The organism is Salinibacter sp., from assembly GCF_036626415.1.
Taxonomy (GTDB): domain Bacteria; phylum Bacteroidota; class Rhodothermia; order Rhodothermales; family Salinibacteraceae; genus Salinibacter.
Map to the genome: position 1 here is coordinate 20,251 of NZ_JAZKRW010000014.1, position 19,556 is coordinate 39,806.

Annotated in this window: 17 protein-coding genes; 6 read left to right on the top strand and 11 right to left on the bottom strand. The window is 66.1% G+C overall.

Annotation, left to right across the window (positions count from 1 at the left end; all coding sequences use genetic code 11):
• Positions 1-28: 28 nt before the first annotated feature.
• The 3 genes from V5A20_RS03275 to V5A20_RS03285 all read left to right on the top strand — a co-directional run bounded on the left by V5A20_RS03275 (position 29) and on the right by V5A20_RS03285 (position 2,520).
• Complete coding sequence (locus tag V5A20_RS03275; RefSeq protein WP_332316743.1) at positions 29-943, top strand: stomatin-like protein; 915 nt, start codon at positions 29-31, stop codon at positions 941-943.
• Between the two features lie 96 nt (positions 944-1,039).
• Positions 1,040-1,453: a four helix bundle protein gene (locus V5A20_RS03280; RefSeq protein WP_332316744.1), complete on the top strand. Its 414-nt coding sequence runs from the start codon at positions 1,040-1,042 to the stop codon at positions 1,451-1,453.
• A 59-nt stretch (positions 1,454-1,512) separates the two neighbouring features.
• Positions 1,513-2,520 (top strand): SPFH domain-containing protein, encoded by a 1,008-nt coding sequence (locus V5A20_RS03285; protein ID WP_332326699.1) that lies wholly within the window; start codon positions 1,513-1,515, stop codon positions 2,518-2,520.
• Positions 2,521-2,547: 27 nt separating this feature from the next.
• Here V5A20_RS03285 and V5A20_RS03290 read toward each other — a convergent pair whose 3' ends face one another.
• On the bottom strand, positions 2,548-3,330 hold the full coding sequence (locus V5A20_RS03290) for a class I SAM-dependent methyltransferase (protein ID WP_332315851.1): 783 nt from the start codon (positions 3,328-3,330) through the stop codon (positions 2,548-2,550).
• A 147-nt stretch (positions 3,331-3,477) separates the two neighbouring features.
• Positions 3,478-3,729, bottom strand: coding sequence for a hypothetical protein (locus V5A20_RS03295; protein ID WP_332315852.1), 252 nt, complete (start codon positions 3,727-3,729; stop codon positions 3,478-3,480).
• Between the two features lie 494 nt (positions 3,730-4,223).
• Here V5A20_RS03295 and V5A20_RS03300 point away from each other — a divergent pair, with 494 nt between their 5' ends.
• Positions 4,224-7,079: a UPF0182 family membrane protein gene (locus V5A20_RS03300; RefSeq protein ID WP_332315853.1), complete on the top strand. Its 2,856-nt coding sequence runs from the start codon at positions 4,224-4,226 to the stop codon at positions 7,077-7,079.
• A gap of 144 nt (positions 7,080-7,223) precedes the next feature.
• On the opposite strand, the gene V5A20_RS03305 is transcribed toward V5A20_RS03300, so the two are convergent.
• Complete coding sequence (locus tag V5A20_RS03305) at positions 7,224-7,697, bottom strand: PAS domain-containing protein (RefSeq protein ID WP_332315854.1); 474 nt, start codon at positions 7,695-7,697, stop codon at positions 7,224-7,226.
• A gap of 359 nt (positions 7,698-8,056) precedes the next feature.
• Here V5A20_RS03305 and V5A20_RS03310 point away from each other — a divergent pair, with 359 nt between their 5' ends.
• Both V5A20_RS03310 and V5A20_RS03315 read left to right on the top strand, forming a co-directional pair.
• A complete protein-coding gene (locus V5A20_RS03310; protein WP_332326700.1) occupies positions 8,057-8,500 on the top strand; it encodes a hypothetical protein in 444 nt (147 codons plus the stop codon).
• 190 nt (positions 8,501-8,690) lie between these two features.
• Entirely contained in the window at positions 8,691-9,470 is a 780-nt protein-coding gene (locus V5A20_RS03315; RefSeq protein WP_332315856.1) for a TerC family protein, read from the top strand.
• Positions 9,471-9,494: 24 nt separating this feature from the next.
• Here V5A20_RS03315 and argH read toward each other — a convergent pair whose 3' ends face one another.
• From argH to V5A20_RS03355, 8 genes are all read right to left on the bottom strand, one after another.
• Positions 9,495-10,820, bottom strand: coding sequence for an argininosuccinate lyase (gene argH / locus V5A20_RS03320; protein WP_332315857.1), 1,326 nt, complete (start codon positions 10,818-10,820; stop codon positions 9,495-9,497).
• 93 nt (positions 10,821-10,913) lie between these two features.
• On the bottom strand, positions 10,914-11,999 hold the full coding sequence (locus V5A20_RS03325) for a M20/M25/M40 family metallo-hydrolase (RefSeq protein WP_332315858.1): 1,086 nt from the start codon (positions 11,997-11,999) through the stop codon (positions 10,914-10,916).
• Between the two features lie 137 nt (positions 12,000-12,136).
• The gene (gene argB / locus V5A20_RS03330; RefSeq protein WP_332315859.1) at positions 12,137-12,940 is read right to left on the bottom strand and encodes an acetylglutamate kinase; all 804 of its coding nucleotides are present in this window, start codon (positions 12,938-12,940) and stop codon (positions 12,137-12,139) included.
• A gap of 111 nt (positions 12,941-13,051) precedes the next feature.
• Positions 13,052-14,119 (bottom strand): N-acetylornithine carbamoyltransferase, encoded by a 1,068-nt coding sequence (locus V5A20_RS03335; protein WP_332315860.1) that lies wholly within the window; start codon positions 14,117-14,119, stop codon positions 13,052-13,054.
• A gap of 90 nt (positions 14,120-14,209) precedes the next feature.
• A complete protein-coding gene (locus V5A20_RS03340; protein WP_332326701.1) occupies positions 14,210-15,397 on the bottom strand; it encodes an aspartate aminotransferase family protein in 1,188 nt (395 codons plus the stop codon).
• Positions 15,398-15,486: 89 nt separating this feature from the next.
• The gene (gene argC, locus V5A20_RS03345; RefSeq protein WP_332315862.1) at positions 15,487-16,545 is read right to left on the bottom strand and encodes an N-acetyl-gamma-glutamyl-phosphate reductase; all 1,059 of its coding nucleotides are present in this window, start codon (positions 16,543-16,545) and stop codon (positions 15,487-15,489) included.
• A gap of 97 nt (positions 16,546-16,642) precedes the next feature.
• A complete protein-coding gene (locus V5A20_RS03350) occupies positions 16,643-17,806 on the bottom strand; it encodes a hypothetical protein (protein ID WP_332326702.1) in 1,164 nt (387 codons plus the stop codon).
• Between the two features lie 58 nt (positions 17,807-17,864).
• Positions 17,865-19,106 carry an argininosuccinate synthase gene (locus V5A20_RS03355; RefSeq protein WP_332326703.1) on the bottom strand — a complete coding sequence of 414 codons (1,242 nt, stop codon included), beginning with the start codon at positions 19,104-19,106 and terminating at the stop codon, positions 17,865-17,867.
• Positions 19,107-19,556: the final 450 nt, after the last annotated feature.

Sequence of the window (19,556 nt, forward strand, 5' to 3'; positions counted from 1 at the left end):
TGCTTCTTCTACCAGTTTCCCTGTGCCCATGTGGACCTTTCTGCTCGCCCTCCTTGCCTTCGGGCTGTTCATCTTCTACAACACCTTTGTGATCGTGGAAATGCGGGAGGAGGTCATCCTGGAGCGCTTCGGCAAGTACCACGACACGCTGCACCCCGGGCTCCACTTTACCATTCCGCTGGTCGACCGCGTGGCCTACCGGCAGGAGACGCGCGAGCAGGTGCTCGACGTGCCGCACCAGAAGTGCATCACGCAGGACAACATTGAGGTCGACGTTGACGGCATCGTCTACCTGAAGGTGATGGACCCCTACAAGGCCAGCTACGGCATCAACGACTATCGCCTGGCGGCCGTGAACCTCGCGCAGACAACCATGCGGAGCGAGGTGGGAAAAATCACGCTCGACGACACCTTCAGCGAGCGGGACTCGATGAACGAGGCGATCGTGGAGGAGCTGGACAAGGCCTCCGACCCGTGGGGGGTGAAGGTGATGCGCTACGAGCTGAAGGACATTCAGCCGTCGCAAGACATCGTGCTCACGATGGAGAAGCAGATGGAGGCCGAGCGCGAGAAGCGGGCCGAGATTACGGAGTCGAGCGGGGAGCGCGACGCTCGGATCAACGTGTCGGAGGGCAACCGGCAGAAGTCGATCCTCATGTCGGAGGGGCAGCGCGAGGCTCGTGTGAACGAGGCGGAGGGGGAGGCGCGCGAAATGGAGCTCATCGCGGAGGCCACGGCCGACGGCATCGAGCGCATTGCGGACGCCATTGCCCAGCCGGGCGGGTCGCTTGCCGTGAAGATGCGGCTCACCGAGCAGTTCATCGACCGCCTCGGCGAGATCGTGGACGGGGCCAATGTGAGCGTGCTCCCGATGGAGGCCGCCAACCTGAAGTCGTTCTTTGAGGGTGCTTCGGAGGTGACGGACTCTGTCCGGAATGCGTGAAGAGCGTGGGGGCGTGGGAGTATGAGTGCGCGGGAATGTGCAGGAGTAGAGAGGAGCGGGAGCCAACATTCGTCATCCAAGACGTCTGCCAGTCTGATGCCTGTTCGTGAATTCAAGGAGCTTCGGGTCTATCAGCAAGCCTACGACGCTGCCACGCAAATCTTCGAACACTCGAAGGAGTGGCCGAAGGAGGAGACCTATTCACTGACGGATCAAATCCGGCGCTCCTCACGCTCCGTCTGTGCAAATATCGCCGAAGCGTGGCGGAAGCGACGATACGAGAACCACTTTGTCAGCAAACTCTCAGACGCCGACGCTGAAGCCGCCGAGACCCGGACGTGGCTCCAGTTCGGACGGGACAGCGGATACCTCTCTGGAGAATCTTTCGAGGGCCTTGATAGCACCTACAATCACATCTGCGGAGGCCTCGTAAACATGATGAAGGACCCCGAGCCCTGGTGCGGCCCGGACAAGAGTGTTCAAGAGTCCACCGTGCTCTACGAGTCCTAACCTCTCTCCACTCCGCCCCCACGCTCTCCACCCCCACGCTCAAACGCCCATACGCCATCATGGACGCTTCTCCCCTCGAGTTTCTCGACACCCTCAGCCTCGGCATCCTGTCGCTGCTGGCCCTCTACGTGGCCTACAAGTTCCTGCGGGCCATCCGGTTTGTCCCGCAGCAAAGCGCCTACGTGGTGGAGCGCCTTGGCAACTACCACAAGACGCTTCGGGCTGGTTTCCATGCGATGGTGCCGTTCATCGACCGCGTCGCCTACACGCTCGACCTTCGCGAGCAGGCCATCCCCGTGGAGCCGCAGGAGTGCTTTACGGAGGACAACGTGCGGGTGGAGGTGGACGGCATCATCTACCTGAGCGTGACCAACCCCGAAAACGCGGCCTACGGGGTGACGGACTACCGGCGGGGCGCCATTCAGCTGGCCCAGACGACCACCCGCTCGGTGATCGGACGCATGGAGCTGGACACCACGTTTCAGGAGCGGGCGGCCATCAGCCAGGCCGTCGTGGAGGTGCTGAGCGAGGTGGAGCAGACGTGGGGCATCAAGGTGCACCGCTACGAGATCAAGAACATCGACACGCCGCGCACGGTGCAGAAGGCGATGGAGCGGCAGATGACCGCCGAGCGGGAGCGCCGCGCCACGGTGGCCCGGTCGGAAGGCAAGCAGCAGTCCACCGTCAACGACGCGGAGGGGGAGAAGCAGGAGCTGATCAACCAGTCGGAGGGGGAGAAGCAGCGCCGTATCAATGAGGCTGAGGGCCGCGCTCAAGAAATCGAGGCGCTGGCCGAGGCGACGGCGGAGGCGATCGAACGCGTGGCCGCCTCCGTGTCTGCGCCGGGCGGGGAGGAGGCCGTGAAGCTGCGCCTGGCGGAGCAGTACCTCGACACGATTGCCAAGCTGGGCAAGGAGGAGAACGAGGTGCTGCTGCCGGCGGACCTCACGAAGTACGAGTCGGTGATCGACGGTCTCTCGCTCGACGAGTTCACGCTCCGGAGCGACGGCGAGACGCCGCGCCCCTCCGGCGATGGGGCGGCGGAAAGCCGGCCCGACGGCGAGTGACCGGGATCGGAGAAGGGTCCGAGACAGCTACTCCGTCGGCTTCCGGAAGACCATGAAGTGCTGACGGGGGAGCATGTCCTTCGTCTCCACCCATTCGAGCCCCACGGCCCGCATCTCCTTCCGGGCCTGTTGCTCCGTCATCTTGTGCAGCGTCTTGATCGGGATGCTCGGGTCCTCTCGCGGATATTCGACGAGCACGACGCGTCCGCCCGGCGTTAAATCCTCCACGAGCGCCGTCATCATCTCGTAGGGGTGGGAGAATTCGTGGTAGGCGTCCACCATGTAGGCGAGGTCAACGGAGTCGGCCGGAAGCTGTGGGTCCGTCACCGTGCCCCGAACGGGGAGCACATTGTCCACGCCCCGCTCGTCGATCCGCTCCCGCATCATGTCTAGCATCTCCGGCTGGATATCGACTGCGAGGACGTTCCCCTGCGGCACGCGCGGAGCCACGCGAAACGACAGGTAGCCGGTCCCGGCGCCAATGTCGGCCACGGTGTCGGACGGGTCGAGGGGAAGGCTGTCGACCAGCAGGTCCGGGCGCTCCTTCTCTTCCCGTTCGGGGCGCTCCAGCCAGTTGGCCCCCCGGTGCCCCATCACCTTCGAAATTTCTCGGCCCATGTACACCTTGCCGATGCCGTTGCGGCTCGGCGGACGCTGGGTGTAGACGTCCGAGGTGTCGATCGTGTCCGGCCGTGCGGAAGGAGACGATGCGGACGGGGCCTCCGGGCCGAGTGGACTCGACCCGAGGACGCCTCCAGCCGCGAGCAGGAGCACGAAGCCCACAGTTCCGAAGAGCAACGGCTTGTGCATGGCGGGGGCAAAGACCGATTGAACAACAGATTACGGGTTCGCCCAAATGCAAATGGCCGCTGGGGGTTTGTCCCACAGCGGCCAGCCGGATGGGCGTAGCAGCCTTCTTACAATGTTATCCTCGGCCCAGTAGGGGCCGGAAGAGCACTACCCAATCAGCTTCTTGCGGTCTGTACGTGCAAACTTGCGCTTGGACGCCCACGCCCCACGATAGGCCGTCTCCACACGCTCCCGAAGCACGCCGCTCGTTGCTGAGAGCACGAACGACACGGGTGCGAGGAGGGTGTGGACGATCAGAAACCCAACGAAATGCGGGCGTGATTGCGGGCGTCCGAAGACGTATGTCTCAAGCGCCATGTATACGGTCCAGAAGAAGGAAAGTGTAAGATATGTGGTCATATAAAACCTGTAGAATCTAGTTGAAAAGTATGTTCTTCGAAGAAGCGATGGGCCCGACAAAAAGTCCAGGGTCATCGCCGGCGGGGATTGCTTTCTCCCCAATAACTGTGCACTAAATACGGAAGGACGCCCCAGTGGTTTTCCCCCAGATAGATCTTTACGTCGACGATCATCGCATGAAGGAAACGGTTCCGAATATCGAGGGGGCGATGGGCGCGGCCGGGGCCCCAGAAGGCGGGTCAGAGGGAACGCTGGAGCGTAGAACGCCTGCTCTGCGATGCGGTGGCACGATGTTGGGTAATATGCAGGAAAAATGAGGAGCCTGCATCGCACTGTTGGTGTCGAGATGGGCAACAATACGGAGACCGGATGGATCTGGGGGGGAAGATCGAACCCCTCTCGCCCGCATGCATTGGAGCTTACTCCGTTTGTCCCGTTGATTGACGTGCGGTTCATCGCCCCGACACTCGCGTTCATCATCCCTTCCCCCCTTCATGTCGCTTCTCCGGTCGAGTCGCCTTTTCCAGATCCTGCTCGGCATCGTCGGGGTCGTGTTTACCGTATTGCTCGTCACCCCAGGACTGGTCGTTGAGTACTTTTGGCTGGGCGAGCTGGGCTACACGGACGTGTTCTGGAAAATTCGGGGGACGCAGGTGCTGTTGTTCCTCCTCGTCTTCGGCGTGGCGGGGCTGTACTTTGGCGGAAACTTTCGCGTCCTGATCCGCAACATCCCGCCCCTCTGGGCCTCGCAGTGGGCCCAAGAAGGCGAAGCGCCCCAAGTGGGGGGCAAGCCGCTCACGCGCGATCGGCTTCAGCGCCTGGCCTACGTCGTCGCCGGGGTGCTTAGCCTGCTCTTCGCCGCCGGGTTTTCGGGGCGCTGGAATGAGTTGCTCCGCTTTTGGTACGCAGGGTCCTACGGGCAGACCGATCCCATCTACGGCGTGGACCTAGGCTTTTATATCTTGGAGCTTCCGTTCATCCAAGCGCTCCAGAGCGGGGTCGTCGGCCTGGCCTTTCTCGGCCTCCTGGCGCTCGTGACCGGGTATGTGATTGCCGGCCAGATCGGCATCCAGGATGGCGGGTTCGAGGCCGATTCGGGCGCCCTTCGCCACCTGGGGGCCAACATCATCCTGCTCCTGCTGGGGTGGGCCTGGGGCTTTTACCTGGACCTGTACGAGCTCTTGCAGGAAGGTGGAGGGGCGGTTTATGGGGCGGGCTACACGGACGTGAACGTCATGATTCCGGCCCTATACGTGATGGTGGCGGCCACGATTGGGCTCGCGGGACTGATCGGGGTTAACCTGTACCGGCGGCGGCTTCGGCTCCTTGGGATCGGGGCCGTGGGGTACATCGTCCTGCTGATCGGGGGGCTCGTGCTGGCCCCGTCCCTCGTCACGCAGCTGACCGTGCTGCCGAGTGAGTTGCAGGTGGAACGCCCCTACCTGCAGAACAACATCGACATGACCCGGGAGGCGTACGGGCTGGAGGACTTCAAGGAGCGATCGTACCCGGCCCGGCCCGATCTTCCGGCCAACGCCGTGGAGGACAACGAGGAGACCATCGACAACGTGCGGTTGTGGGACCCCCGCCTCCTCATCGACACCTACCGGCAGCTGCAGGAGATCCGGCTCTACTACGAGTTTTACAGCGTGGACGTGGACCGCTACATGCTCGATGGAAACTATCGGCAGGTGATGGTGTCGCCCCGAGAACTCACCCAGCAGCTCCCGGAAGACACGTGGGACAACCGGCACGTCCGCTTCACGCACGGGTACGGCTCGGTGTCCAACCTCGTGGCGCGGGAAGGGTCGGAAGGAAGCCCGGAGTTCCTCACGCAGGACATCCCGCCCCAGTCCAAATACGAGTCGCTGGACGTGGACAACCCGGCGCTCTACTATGGAGAAAACACGCCTCACTACCGCATCGTGCCGGCGGGCGTCCCGGGCGACTCCCTGGAGCTGGACTATCCCCGGTCCGGTGAAAACAAGTACACCCGGTACGACGGAGAGGGTGGCGTGGCCGTGGGCAGCTTTTGGAAGCAGCTGCTCTTCTCGTACTACATGGGGGACTTCAACATTCTCCTCACCAACTACGTCCAGGACGACAGTCAGATTCAGTTCTGGAACCAGGCGGAGGAGCGCGTGCGCAAGGTCGCTCCGTTCTTAAAGCTCGACAAGGACCCCTATCTCGTCCACGGCGACGACCGCCACTACTGGGTTCTAGACGCCTACACGACCAGCAATTCCTTTCCCTACTCGGAGCCGATCCGGGGGCAGCAGGGCTATGAGGGCACGCGCTACATCCGAAACTCCGTGAAGGTCGTGGTCGATGCGTACGATGGGAGCGTGTCTCTGTACGTATCGGACCCGGACGATCCGATCATCCAGACGTACCAGCGGATCTTCCCGGACCTCTTCCAACCGCTGGACGCGATGCCGGAGCTGCTGCAGGACCACATCCGGTACCCGCAGGACTACTTCGAGATTCAGATGGAGCGGTATCGGCGCTACCACCAGACGCAGCCGCAGGTCTTCTACAACAACGAGGACCTCTGGACGCGGCCGCAAGAGCAGTATGCGGGTCGGCAGCGCGTGATGGAGCCGTACTACATCCTCACGGACCTGCCGGGGGAGGACGCGGCGGGGCTTGAGTTCATGCTCATGCTGCCCATGACGCCCGACGGGCGCGACAACATGATCAGTTGGGTGGCCGCCCGCTCCGATCCTCCCAACTACGGCGACGTCGTCGTCTACGAACTGCCGAAGGACCGGCTCATCCGCGGGCCCAACCAGATCGAGTCGCGCATCGACCAGGACACCGAGATTTCCCAGCAGCTCTCGCTGTGGGACCAGCGGGGGTCGAGCGTGATTCGGGGAAACGTGATTGTGGTCCCCATCGAGAATTCTTTCCTCTACGTGGAGCCAATCTTCCTGATTGCCGACGAGATTCAGATTCCGGAGATGCAGCGCGTCATCGCAGCGACCGATCAAGGGGTCGCCATGGAGCGCACCCTGCGTCAGTCGCTCAACAGCGTGCTGGGCGAGCAGGTCGTGGAGACCCGCGACCAGGCGCTGGCCCAGATGCAGCAGGCTGCACAGACGGCACAGGCGGCCTCTCCGGAGCAGGTGGAAGGGCTGGAGCGGGCCAAGGAGTTGATTCAGGAAGCGCGGGATGCGCTCCAGGGGGGAGACTTCGCCACCTTCGGCGATCGGTTCGATGAGCTGCAGCAGGTCCTCAACGACGTGCCGCTTCCCGACACCACCGGCGCCGTGCCGCCCCCCACGTCTGCCGATACCACCGACGCGACCCCGGCCCCCACGGGAGGTGTGTTGGAGGGGGAAGGATCGTAGGGCCATCCGGCCTCCGAACCTGTTTTCCAGGCACCCCCGCCGCCCCCGGCCTTGGGCGGTTGCTCTACCCTGGCCTCCGGGTCGCCTGCATGTTGGCCCATGGGGCGTCGCCCTCGCGGACCGAGCCGGAGGCACGACCGGTGCTCAGCGCTTCTGGATGAGGATCCAGTTGTTCCCGGCTGTGTCTCGGTAGAGGTGCACGTCCACCAGGGTGGGCCGCATCTTGTAGGTGAACGTGTACGTGAAGTACTCGTCGAGCTCCCCTTCCCGGACGCCGTCCTTGAATCGTCCCAAAAATAGGGGGTTGTTGCTGCAGGGGGCAAGCTCTGTGAAAAAGTTCGTCCCGACTGCGTCCTCGGGGTCAACGCCGCTGAGGTTGGACTCGTAGCGGTTGTAGAACTGCACGACCCCCGCATCGTCGATCTGAATAATCCCGAACGGGGCCGCGTCGAGCTCCCCTTCGTCGGCGTGCCGCAGCTCCTCCCCCACGCCGTCGTCGTCGAATGCAAGGTCGGAAGTCGGAGGCGCCTCGGGCTCCTCGGCGTCGGCCGGGGCGTCGTCGGACGACTCCGGTTCGTCCTCGCGCAGGTACGAGTATGGATTCTGAGAAGTAGACATGAGGACGAGCGCAGCAAGGAGGCTGGCGAAGGGGACGCAGCTACGTCTGCAGTCGCACGCGTGTTCGAGTGAAGGCTCAATCTTCCAAAATCCGGTGTCCCAGTGCGAACTGGAGAGGATCATATTCGTCGTGGGAGGCATCGATCCGCTGGGCGGAAGATCCCCCTCGTATGGAGAGAAAAAGCGGATGTAACCAAGTCGCTATGAACAAAGGCGAGGGCCTCCGTCGAGAATCCTTGGTTTGTGCCTTCAATACGATCGTATGCCGCTCCAAACGTATGCATTGGGTGCCGCTTTTCGAAGCCGCCACTACGTCGGAGAGGGTGCAGCCACCGTCGTCGAATTTGAAGCAAAGGCGAATGGGACACAACGCAGGTGAACTGACGAGCACCGATCTTACATTTGACGAGCTCCGGCAGCGGGTCCAAACGGCCCTGTGCGATTCCCTGGAGGAAGAATGGGAGGAGGTCTTGGAGCAGTGGGCCGGGACTGCTCCCTCTGAGCGCCAGGCCGTGCGGCGGCACGTGGCGGAGCTTCGCGACCAGGTGCTCGACAGTTTGCTGGCCACCGAGACCTTGGAGGAACTGAAGCGGGGCCTCGCCCTCGGCTACGCCGAGATGAAGTGTCGGTGGACGATGCTCAACACGCGCATTCAGCACCAAACAGCGCAGAGCGGTCGCCCCGACGAGCCGCTCATCTATCGGGCGACCTGCGTGAGCCTGATTGTGCAGGCCCTGGAGCCCCTTCTGAGTCGAGAGCACGTGGAAGACCTTGCGTCGTTTCTGGCCGAGCCGCTCGCCTGACCGAAACGGCCGCCCGGCTCCCCCCCTCGAAGATTGTGGAAGAATCTGGTTTAGACCCGCTCCGTCAAGGGGGCGCCCGTTGCGAGGCGGGGGCGCCCTTTTCTACATTCTGCGCTGTTGGCAGTGGTCCCCGACGAACCGGCGGGCCCGTCTCCCCTCTACTCGGTCCCCCACACGACGCCCCAGTCCCATGGAGTGGATTGCTTCTCCCGAAGCCTGGATCGCTCTCGGTGCGCTCACGATCCTGGAGATCGTGCTGGGCATCGACAACATCGTCTTCATCTCGATCCTGTCGAACAAGCTGCCGACGGATCAGCAGCCCCTCGCGCGCCGGGTGGGGCTGGGACTGGCCCTCGCCGGACGCATCGCGCTGCTGTTCTCCATCAGCTGGGTGATGTCCCTCACCACGCCCCTCTTCTCAGTGCTCGCGTACGCGTTCAGTGGGCGCGACCTCATTTTGCTGGCCGGCGGGTTCTTCTTGATTGGCAAGGCGACGACGGAAATCCACGACAAACTGGAGGGCCAGGACGGGCACACGGGCCCTCGAGTGGAGGCGACGTTCGCGGGTGTGATCGCGCAGATCTTCTTGCTCGACGTCGTCTTCTCGCTCGACTCCGTCATTACCGCCGTCGGCATGGCCGAAGACATTGAGGTCATGATCATCGCCGTCACGATCGCCATCGCGATCATGATGGTCTCGGCGGAGTCCATCTCGTCCTTCATTGAGGCCCACCCCACGCTGAAGATGTTGGCTCTGAGCTTTCTGCTCCTCATTGGCGTCACGCTCGTGGCGGAGGGGCTCGGCCAGCACATCTCGAAGGGGTACATCTACTCGGCCATGGCCTTCTCGCTGCTCGTCGAGATGCTCAACCTGAGCGCCGTGCGCGACGAGGAGACGGAGGAGCCGGTGCACCTGCACAAGCCCCGGCTGCGGCGGGCGGTGGAGCGGGCCGTGGAGAAGGACCCTTGAGGAGAATTCGGGGCTCCCCCGGCGCTAGGCCTCGTTGATCCAGTCCCGGTGTGGGATGAGTTGCTCCCGCACAAGGTCGGGGCGTTCCTGGCCCGGAGTGCCGTCGGTCTCGTATGCGTCGAGGACGGCGACGGGATCGATGGGACCGGACTCTGCGTCCCCCACCGCGGCCTGCTGGTAGGCGGTGCGGAAGGGCACACCTTCGGCCACCTGCTCCAGGGCCCGCTGCGTGGCAAGGAGATCCGGCGTGCAGGCAGCCCGGGTGTGCTCTGGATTGAACGTGACGCCGCGGACGACCTCAGTCAGGGCGGTGAGCATGTCGGACGTCATCTGCACGCTGCGCAGTACGGCCGCCTTCGTGAGTTGGAGGTCGCGGTGGTAGCCGCCGGGCAGGTTCGACGGCCCGGTGGCGAGCGACTGCATCTCGGCGGCGAGGCGGTGGTGGGAGGCCCGCACCAGCTCCAGCACGTCCGGATTCTGCTTCTGCGGCATGATGCTGCTGCCGGTACAGTGCTCGGGCGGCAGGTCGACAAAGTCAAACTCGGCGGTGGCGAAGAGCACGAGGTCGGACGCCAGCCGATTGCAGGAGGCGCCCACCTGCGTGCAGGCGTGGCTGACGGCGAGCTCGTGCTTGCCCCGGGCGAGCTGCACGGCGGTCGCGTGCGTCTGCACGTCGCGGAAGCCGAGGCGCTTGGCCACGGCCTCGCGGGGAAAGTCGAGGACCGGCACGCCGTAGCCCGCAGCGCTGCCGAGGGGAGAGACGTTGATCTGGCGACGGGCATGGCGGAGCGCGCTGAGGTCGGCGGCCAGGGATTCGGCATAGCCCAGCGCCCAGAGGGCGACGGTGGAGGGCATGGCTCGCTGCAGGTGCGTGTAGCCGGGCATCAGCACGTCCGCGTGCCGCTCGGCCAGGTCGCACAGCGCTTCGGTCAGGGTTGCGGTCTGGGCCCCGATCGTGGCGAGGGCGTCGCGGAGGTAGAGGCGCAGCGCGGCCAGCACCTGGTCGTTGCGGGAGCGCCCCGTGTGCAGCTTCTCGCCGGCCGTTCCGGCGTGCTCGGTCACGAATCGCTCAATGACGGTGTGGCAATCTTCGTCCTGGGGCGTGACGGTCACGCCTCCAGCTTCAAACGCGTCGAGCAGCGCGTCCAGTGCGTCGTTGATCCGCTCCCGGTCCCCCTCCGACAGCACGCCGATCTGGTGGAGGCCCCAGGCGTGGGCGCGGCTTGCTTCGACGTCGTACGGCAGCAAGAGGCGGTCCCATTCATAGTCGTCCCCGACCGTGAAGCGATGGACCCAATCGTCGGTCGTCGATTCGGCGGTGGAGTCTTTTTGCCAAAGGGGTGTGGTCATTTGGGTAGGGGGAAAGGGGGAGAAGAGGGAGAGGGAAGCACGCAGCAAAGTCATTTGCTCGTCCCACTTTGGTTTGTCATCCGAGAGAGTTTGTCATCCGAGAGAAAAGTAGGTCTGGACCAGGGCTTGATAGACCTCCACGGCCGCCCGGACCTCGGACACGTCGATGCGTTCTTCGGCGGTGTGCGAGCGATGGCTCGGGCCCGGGCCCATCTTGACGGCGGGCACGTCGTGGAGAAAGACCCAGTCGGACGAGGTGGGCGAGCCGAAGGGCTCGGCGCCGGCGCGTGCGGACTGCACGGCGCGGACGATGCGCGCATCCATCGGGGTGGCGCAGGGCACGAGGCGGTCGCTGTGGACCTGCACCTCGGCGTCCACGGCCTCGCGCACCGCTTCCACGATCTCGGCGTGGGTGTAGGCGGGGGTAGTGCGGCAGTCGACCGTGAAGACGCAGTGCTCGGGGACCACGTTGTGCGCGTCGCCCCCGTCAATGGTGGTAACAGTCTTCGTCGGCGCCCCGAGGTACGGATCTGTCCGGTTCAGGGACACTTCGTTGAGTTGCCGCAGGGCCGTCATGGCGGCGGGGATGGCGTTCGTGCCGAGGTGGGGGCGCCCCGCGTGTGCGGCCTCGCCCCGAGCGTGAACCTTCAGGATGAGGAGCCCCTTCTGTGCGACGCAGGGGCGGAGGGCGGTCGGTTCGCCCACGACGGCGGCCGAGAGGGACGGAAGGTGTGGACGGAGGTCCTGTACCCCATTCGTGTTCCCGCCGCCCTCCTCATGTGTCGTCAGGCCTACGATCACGCGTCCGTCGTTCGGCGTCCAGCCCGACTCGGCAAGGGACAACAGGGCCGCGGTCATGGCCGCCCCGCTGGCCTTGGCGTCCACGCTTCCCCGCCCGTACAGCGTCCCGTCGGCCTCCACCGGCTCGAACGGGTCGTACGGATGGCCGTCCGCGGGGGGCACCACGTCGAGGTGCGAGTTCAGAAACAGCGCGTCGTCCCCGTCCCCGATCGCAAACGCCACGTTGTTTTCGTGTCGGAGCAGGTCGACCCCGGCGCGGCGGACGTGGCGCTCTACGAAGTCGGCAATCTCTGATTCTTCACCCGTGAGGGAGGGGAAGCGAATCAGGTCCTTGAGGAGGTCTACGGCGTCGGTCGGTGTCGTTGAATGGGATGCCATCATGCCAGGCCTTCTTGGAGAGATCTCACGTTGGTGCCGTGCCGAAGCCGGCGTGATGCGTGAAGAGTGATGCGCGCCGCTACGGTGTTTCTCGCTCACGTCTCACGCTTCACGCCTCACGTATCATGTCTCACGCATCACGTCTCATGCACCACCTCCGTCGCTCGAGACCGAGACAACAGATCGTCCGGGCCGCAGATGTACACCTTGCCGACCGGTCCGTCGAGGGCGTTGAGGGCCGTTTCGACCTTTACGCGCATGCCGCCTGCGATCCAGCCCGCCGCTATGCCCTGCTCGGCGGTGGCCGGGTCGCAGGTATCCAGGCGAGAGGTCGGATCGTCGGCGTCGCGGCGCACCGCCCCGGCCCCGGTCACAAAGAAAAGGGTTTCGGCGGCGAGCGCCTCGGCCAGCGCGCAGGCGACGGTGTCGGCGTTCACGTTGTAGATCTGCCCGTCGTCGTCAATGCCGAGCGGGGCCACGACGGGGATGAACGACTGGGCGAGCAGGCCTTCCAGCACGCCGGAATGGATGGCCTCGATGTCGCCCACCCATCCGAAGTCGACGGCGTTTCCGTTGATGGCCCAGGGCGGGCGCTTCGATACCCGGATCAGCTCGGCGTCGGCGCCGGAGAGGCCGATCGCCGTGAGGTCGTGTTGCTGGGCCTGCGAGACGAGCTGGGTGTTCAGGGCGCCGCCCATGGTCCACTGCGCAATTTTTAGATCGAGGTCGCCCGTGATGCGGCGGCCCTGCACCCGCTCTGGCGTGTGGCCGAGCCGGTCGGCGAGGGCCGTCATCTGAGTACCGCCGCCGTGGACGAGCACCACCGGGGCGTCGCCGTGCAGCGCCTGCACGACGGGCCACAGGTCGGCCAGCGCGTCCGGCTCGTCGAGGAGCGCGCCGCTGACCTTGACCACGGTTGGGGAGGAGAGAGAAGAAGGCATTCGAATTGTCGTGTGGGGGCTTCGGGCGGGGAAGAGAGAAGGACGCAGGGCGAGAGGCGCGCTGGGCACCTCCCTCCACGCGCGACTGGGCCTGCTCACAGACTCCACTGCTCACAGATTCCAGACGTGCTCGAGCAGGGCCTTCTGCGCGTGGAGGCGGTACTCGGCCTGATCGAGGTGGGCGGCGTGCGGGCCGTCGAGCACCGCGTCGTCCGCCACCACGTTGCGCCGCACCGGGAGGCAGTGCAGGAAGGCCCCGTCGCGAGTGCGCTCCATGAGGACCTCGGTAATGCGCCAGTCGGCACGGGCCGTTCGGGCCTCGGCCTCTTGCGCTGGATCTTCGTACATCAGCGGACCGCCCCACGACTTCGCGTACACCACGTCGGCGTCCTCGGCGGCGGCCGCCTGGTCGCTCGACGCCGTGACGGAGCCGCCGTGCGCCTCCGCCGTCGACCGGGCCTCGGCTATCAGGGCTGGGTCGAGCGCGTGCGTGTCGGGCCGGGCCACGGTCACGTCCATCCCGCAGCGGGCCGCCGTGCGGAGCGCGGTGTTCGGCACAGCCATGGGGAGCGGCTTGGGGTGCGGGGCCCACGAGAGGACGAATTTCGTGCCCGTGAGGTCGTCCCCAAGGCGTTCGGTGAGCAGGGCCGCATCGGAGAGGCCCTGGCAGGGATGGGCCCAGGCGGATTCCAGGTTGATGACCGGCACGGACGCGCGGTCGGCGACGGTGCGGATGAGCGTGTCTCGCTTGTCCGCGTCGTAGTCGGTGCCGGAGGCAAAGACGCGGACCCCGAGGGCATCGTGGTAGCGCGACAGGACGCCGATGGCTTCCGTCACGTGCTCGGCGGCGTCCCCGTCCATCACCGCGCCGTCCTCCCATTCGAGGCCCCAGCTGCCGTCCCCGGGCACCAGGGTGGTGTGGTGCGCCCCCAGGTGCGCCGCGGCGCCCTCCATCGAGGCCCGCGTGCGGAGCGACGGGTTGAGGAAGACGAGCCCCAGGGATTGACCTGTAGCCGCATCGGCGCCCCGCGGCCCGTCGTGTCGGTGGGCCACGGCCGCGCGGCGGAGCGCGTCCCAGGTCGCGTCCGGGAACGCGTCTACCCGGAGGACGTGCCGCGGGCCGGTGGTCGGATCGGAGGGGGACGAAGGCGAGGGTGTCGTGGGCGTGGAGGTGGACATTGCAAATGGCCAATTGCGAAACAGAATCGAACGGCGACGCCCCGTGCGGCGTCGGTACGTGTCGTCGTGCGCCGCTGCAATGAGGTCGCATCACAGCGCCTTTGCGGGTGCGGCGGTGGCATCGAGGGCGACGTGGAGCGCCTCCGCGAAGGCCGTCACGTCCTCGTCCGAGACGACGAGCGGGGGCATCAGGCGCATCACGCGCGGATCCGACGAGCCGCCGACGAGCACGCCCTGGGTACGGAGCGCCTCCACGACCGGCGCGACCGGACGGTCGAGCTTCAGCCCCATGAGGCACCCGCGGCCCCGCACCTCGTCGACAACCGGCCCCACCTGCTCGATCACCTGCTCGTGGATTTCGGGGGCGCGGGCCATCAGGTCGTCCTCGACCAGCGTCGTGAGCGTGGCCTCCACGGCCGCCATCGCGAGCATGCCGCCGCCGAACGTGGAGCCCTGGTCGCCCGTCTCCACGGTCGCGGCCACCGCGTCGTCCACGAGCACGGCACTCACCGGCACGCCCGCGCCGAGGCTCTTGGCGAGCGCGATGAGGTCGGGCGTCGCGCCGAGGGGCTCGCTCATGGAGAAGGCGCCGGTCCGGCCCACGCCGGTCTGCACCTCGTCGAAGATCAAGAGCGTGCCGTGCTCGTCGCAGAGGGCGCGCAGTCCCTGGACGTAGCCGGCGGGCACCTCGCGCATCCCGGCGATGCTCTGGATCGGCTCCAGAAGGACCGCCGCGGTCTCTTCGGAGGACAGCACCGCCTCCGCCGCGTCGAGGTCGCCGACGGGCACCCAGGTCGTCTCGGGGAGCACGTCCGCGTAGGGGGCGCGGTATTGTTCGTCGTGCGTGGGGGCGAGGCTGCCGAGCGTGCGCCCGTGCCAGCCCTGCTCCAGGGCCACGACGCCGGCCCGGCCCGTGTACTTGCGTGCCAGCTTGAGGGCCGTCTCGTTGGCCTCCGACCCCGAGTTGGCGAAGAAGACGTTGCCGAGGCCGTCGGGAGCAAGATCCGTCAGCCGCTGCGCCGCCCGGGCGCGGACCGGGCTGTGGGCGACGTTGGAGTAGAAAATCAACTTCTCCGCCTGGGCCTGCACCGCCTCCACGACGTTCGGGTGGCAGTGGCCGAGCAGAGACACGCAGTGCCCGCCGTAGAAGTCCAGATACTTGGTGCCCTCGGCGTCCCACACGTACGGCCCCTCCCCCCGCACGAGCGCCATCGGCATCTTGTCGTAGGTGGGGATTTCGAGTTGCTGCTCGACTGCGATGGTCTCAGCGGTATTCATAGAGGATGCCTGGATTGTTGGTGGCGGAGGACGTGGAAGCGTGAGGGCATGGGGAGAGTGAACGGACATTCTTCCATGCCTTCATACATTCAGGACGCAGGAGCGGCGGTGGGCTCAGGCAGAAGCCCGGCCGTTTCGGAAAGGTCGAGCGCGCAGTTGAGATTCTGAATCGCCTGGCTGGCGGCCCCCTTCAGCAGGTTGTCGAGGGCAAAGCCGACCACGAGGGTCGAGCCGTCCCTCTTCCAGCCGAGGTCGCAGAACGGAGTGTGGACGGCGGGCTGGAGCGAGGGCAGACCGGGGGAGCATCGGACGCAGGGCGCCTCGCCGTAGGCGGCTCTGTACCACTGGGCCACGGTGTCGTCTTCCATCTCGGCGGGCCATTCGACCTGCGCCGTTCCCCAGATGCCCCGCGTCCACGGGCCGGAGGCCGGGACGAAGTCGAGGGTCACGTGGTCGCCGAGCGTGTGCCGCACCTCCGGGGTGTGCTGGTGTCCCAGCACCTTGTAGGGGCGCACGTTGCCGTCGCGGTTCGGAAAGTGGGTGGCGGCGGAGGGCGTCGCGCCGGAGCCGGACGCCCCGGTGAGGGCCGTGACGTGGGCGGTGAAGGGCACGTCTTTCTGGGCCAGCGGCGCCAGTGCCAGCGCAATGCCGGTCGCGTAGCAGCCGGGATTGGCCACGAGCGACGCCCCGGCGACGCCGTCGCCCCACTCCGGCAGCCCGTAAACCGCCGTCCCCAAGAGATCGGGCGCCGGGTGTTCTACGTCGAACCACTCGGGGTAGACCGCCGGATCGTGGAAGCGAAAGTCGGCGCTCAGGTCGACGATGGGCCCGTCAAAGCCGTTCGCCATCAGTGCGGGAATGACCTGCATGCTCCGGCCGTGCTCCGCCGCCACGAGGAGCGCGTCGAGCGCCTCGAGATTCACATCGGTCGGAGCCGCAAACGTGCGGTCGACCTGCCCCTGCAGGGACGGGTGGGCTGCCCCGATGGGCTGGTCGGCAAACGTACGACTCGTCACCGTGTGGAGCGCGGCGTAGGGATGCGCGGCGAGGAGGCGGATCAGTTCGCCCCCGACGTAGCCGGCGCCGTGGAGGAGGCCGATGCGGGCGGTGTCTGTCGTTAACGCCGGAGTGAAGTGGGCAGACTGCATGATGGCGTTGAGTTCAGGTAGAGGGGGATGGCGAATGAAACGTGAGACGTGACGGGGGATGTATCGTCGAAAAACGTCACGCATCACTTCTCACGCATCACGTCTCCGCTACGGCCAGTTCCTCCCCGGATGACGGGGCGGCCGTGTCGGAACGAGTCGCCTCCGGAAATGCCGACCCCGGAAGTGCCTCGACGACCTTGTCCACGAGCGCGGTGCTCTGCTGGAGGGCGTTAAGGGCCGTGACGCCGAGCCGCTGTGTGATGTAGCGGCGGCCGACGTCGTTGTCGGTCACGGGGCCGGTGAGTGCGGTGATACCGGTGTGGTACCGCTCGTGGAAGGTTTGCTCGGCGGCCCAGGCGCCGGCCAGGTCGGTCGCCGCCACCACGTGCGCCTCGATGAACGACTGCAATTCCATGTCCGTCATCAGGTCGTCCACGCCGTAGTAGCCGACGAACCCGTCGCCCATCTCCGCCACGATCACGTCCAGGGTCTCCGTTGCATTGAGGTGATGGATCACGCCTTTCGCAATCGGCGTGATTGCGTCCTCGACGGTGCAGGCGATGCCCGCATCGGTGAAGGTGGCGACGGCACTGGCCCCGTGCTCACGCATCCGGCGCACGTCGCGCATGAGCGACGCCCCCGTCAGCTTGGCGGCGCCCACCCGAAGCCCCTTCTCGGCAAGCCCCTCCACCACGCGGCAGGCGGCCTCCGTCTTGCCGGTGTCCATGGCCGTGCCACTGACCGCCACGAGCGGCACCGACGAGTTGAGCCGGTGCACCATCTCCAGCGCGTCCTCCTGGATCCGGGCGTGGGTCCACTGCCCGTCGCGCTCCACCATGACGGCCCCGAGCACCTCCACCGGCAGCGCCGGGCCGAGGTTGGGGTGCGCCGCCGTGCACTCGCCGATCAGGCCGCCCAGGTTGAGCACGTGGAGCGTGTCGCCCGGGCCGATGTGACGGGGCACGCGCCCGCTGTACCCCTTCAGGGCCTGCCGGCCGCCGAGGGTGCCCACGAGCACATCGCCCTTTCGGATGTGACGAAAGGCGCCGTCGCTGCATTCCACCTCGTCGTACTGGTCCTTCTCGGCGAGGGCGCGCACCGCCACCACGTAGCCGTGCTGGGCCACGACGTAGGAGGAAAGCGTGACGGGCGACTTGATGTCGCAGTGGGCCGTGCTGGAGGCAATTTTGTCAACGGGGCCCGTCCGGAAGGCGTCGTCGGTCATGGCGGGGGAGCGTGGAGGGCGTGGGAGCGTGGACATGTGAGAGCGCGGGAGCGTTAGGGGGAGCGGTTCGTTTCCTCCCGGTGCGGTCGCCCGACTATGGGGATGCAGAAGGGGCAGGCGCGTCTTCGCTCGCCGTAGTGGACGCGTCCGTTCGGGCCTTTTTGGCGAGGCGAGAAGAGACGGCGGCAAGCGTGGTGTAGCCCTCCGCGTCCCGCCCGTCCCACAGCGCGTTCTCTTCGCCGTAGGTGGCCGTGCCGGCGTCGAACATCGAGTGCGGGCTGTCGACCCCCTGCACCTGCGCGGTGCCCTTGAAGAGCTTCACGGCGACGGTGCCGGAGACCACGTCTTGGCTGTGGTCGAGGAAGGCCTCGATGTCCCGCATCACGGGGTCGAAGTACTGGCCCTCGTGGAGCAGCCGGCCGTACACATCGCCGAGGGCTTGCTTCCGGATCTGCTGCTCCTCCGAGAGCACGACCTTTTCGAGCTCGCGGTGGGCCGCAATCAGGATCTCGGCCGCCGGCGCCTCGAAGCCGATCCGCCCCTTGATGCCGAGGATCGTGTCCCCGACGTGGATGTCGCGCCCCACGCCGTGCGCGCCGCCGATCTCGGTGAGGGCTTCGACGAGGTCAACGCCGGAAAGCGGCGTGCCGTCGATGGCCACGGGGAGCCCTTCTTCGAACGTGACCGTGAGCGTCTGCGGTGTGTCCGGCGCGTCGGTGGGCGGCGTCGTGTCCGGGTAGGCCTGCTCCGGCAGGGGCTGCGTCGCGGTGAGCGTCTCTTGTCCCCCGATCGTGGTTCCCCAGAGGCCACGGTTGATCGAGTAGTCGGTCGTGTCGGTCGGCACCGAGAATCCCCGCTCTTCGAGGAAGGCGGTCGACTCGTCGCGGCTCAGCCCGAGGCGGCGGATGGGCGCGAGCACGTCGAGGGCATCGCCCACGAGCCGCAGCGCCACGTCGAACCGCACCTGGTCGTTGCCGGCGCCGGTGGAGCCGTGGGCGACAGTCTCGGCCCCGATTTCTTGCGCTACCGTCGCTACGGCTCGGGCCTGCACGATACGCTCCGGCCCCACGCACAGCGGGTAGACGCCACCCTTCAGGACATTGCCCGTGATGAGGTACGAAAGATGGTCGTCGTAGAGCTGTGCCCGTCCGTCGACGAGGTGGTGCGCGTCGGCCCCCAGGTCTCGGGCGCGGGCCTCGACGGCCGTGCGGTCGCTGTCGGTGAGCCCTCCGGTGTCGACGGTGACGGTGTGGACCGGGGCGTCGTAGGTCTCTTGCAGGTACGGAACGCAGAAGGAGGTGTCGAGGCCGCCGCTAAAGGCGAGGACGATGGGCATGGGAATGCAAAATTCGGGGATAAACACAAAAAAGGCGCTGGCTCGTGAGAACCAGCGCCTTCAACGAAGAGGCGGCAGTGCCGCGTCAAATGTCAGAGCCTGCTCCGATCATCTGACGCCCGGGGCGCGGGTTCGAGCCGTGGAAGCGATGTGCGGTCGTCGCACACGTCGGGCTCGACCTCGGGACGTCGGGGCAATGGAGAGCAGTGCATTAATCATGGGGATCTCCACGGTAGCGGCCGCCTTGGGGACTGTCAAGCCGGTCGATGACCAATATGGTGATGAAATTGTGAAGGGAAGCGCTTCCGGCCCCGAAGAATGAGCTTGGTCCCAGGGACGGGCCGCTGCCGTTCCCCGCACGTTCCAGCGTGAGGCGGGGCGATCCCCCCAAGTGCGGGGCTGTCCCCCTTCTCGTCACCCGTCTCACCAGAAAGGGGGTCCTCTCCCCGT

Excerpts from the sequence above, each read along its gene's own strand:
- V5A20_RS03275 (WP_332316743.1), top strand. The coding sequence starts at position 29 with ATGTGGACCTTTCTGCTCGCCCTCCTTGCCTTCGGGCTGTTCATCTTC.
- V5A20_RS03280 (WP_332316744.1), top strand. The coding sequence starts at position 1,040 with ATGCCTGTTCGTGAATTCAAGGAGCTTCGGGTCTATCAGCAAGCCTAC.
- V5A20_RS03285 (WP_332326699.1), top strand. The coding sequence starts at position 1,513 with ATGGACGCTTCTCCCCTCGAGTTTCTCGACACCCTCAGCCTCGGCATC.
- V5A20_RS03290 (WP_332315851.1), bottom strand. The coding sequence starts at position 3,330 with ATGCACAAGCCGTTGCTCTTCGGAACTGTGGGCTTCGTGCTCCTGCTC.
- V5A20_RS03295 (WP_332315852.1), bottom strand. The coding sequence starts at position 3,729 with ATGACCACATATCTTACACTTTCCTTCTTCTGGACCGTATACATGGCG.
- V5A20_RS03300 (WP_332315853.1), top strand. The coding sequence starts at position 4,224 with ATGTCGCTTCTCCGGTCGAGTCGCCTTTTCCAGATCCTGCTCGGCATC.
- V5A20_RS03305 (WP_332315854.1), bottom strand. The coding sequence starts at position 7,697 with ATGTCTACTTCTCAGAATCCATACTCGTACCTGCGCGAGGACGAACCG.
- V5A20_RS03310 (WP_332326700.1), top strand. The coding sequence starts at position 8,057 with ATGGGACACAACGCAGGTGAACTGACGAGCACCGATCTTACATTTGAC.
- V5A20_RS03315 (WP_332315856.1), top strand. The coding sequence starts at position 8,691 with ATGGAGTGGATTGCTTCTCCCGAAGCCTGGATCGCTCTCGGTGCGCTC.
- argH (WP_332315857.1), bottom strand. The coding sequence starts at position 10,820 with ATGACCACACCCCTTTGGCAAAAAGACTCCACCGCCGAATCGACGACC.
- V5A20_RS03325 (WP_332315858.1), bottom strand. The coding sequence starts at position 11,999 with ATGGCATCCCATTCAACGACACCGACCGACGCCGTAGACCTCCTCAAG.
- argB (WP_332315859.1), bottom strand. The coding sequence starts at position 12,940 with ATGCCTTCTTCTCTCTCCTCCCCAACCGTGGTCAAGGTCAGCGGCGCG.
- V5A20_RS03335 (WP_332315860.1), bottom strand. The coding sequence starts at position 14,119 with ATGTCCACCTCCACGCCCACGACACCCTCGCCTTCGTCCCCCTCCGAT.
- V5A20_RS03340 (WP_332326701.1), bottom strand. The coding sequence starts at position 15,397 with ATGAATACCGCTGAGACCATCGCAGTCGAGCAGCAACTCGAAATCCCC.
- argC (WP_332315862.1), bottom strand. The coding sequence starts at position 16,545 with ATGCAGTCTGCCCACTTCACTCCGGCGTTAACGACAGACACCGCCCGC.
- V5A20_RS03350 (WP_332326702.1), bottom strand. The coding sequence starts at position 17,806 with ATGTCCACGCTCCCACGCCCTCCACGCTCCCCCGCCATGACCGACGAC.
- V5A20_RS03355 (WP_332326703.1), bottom strand. The coding sequence starts at position 19,106 with ATGCCCATCGTCCTCGCCTTTAGCGGCGGCCTCGACACCTCCTTCTGC.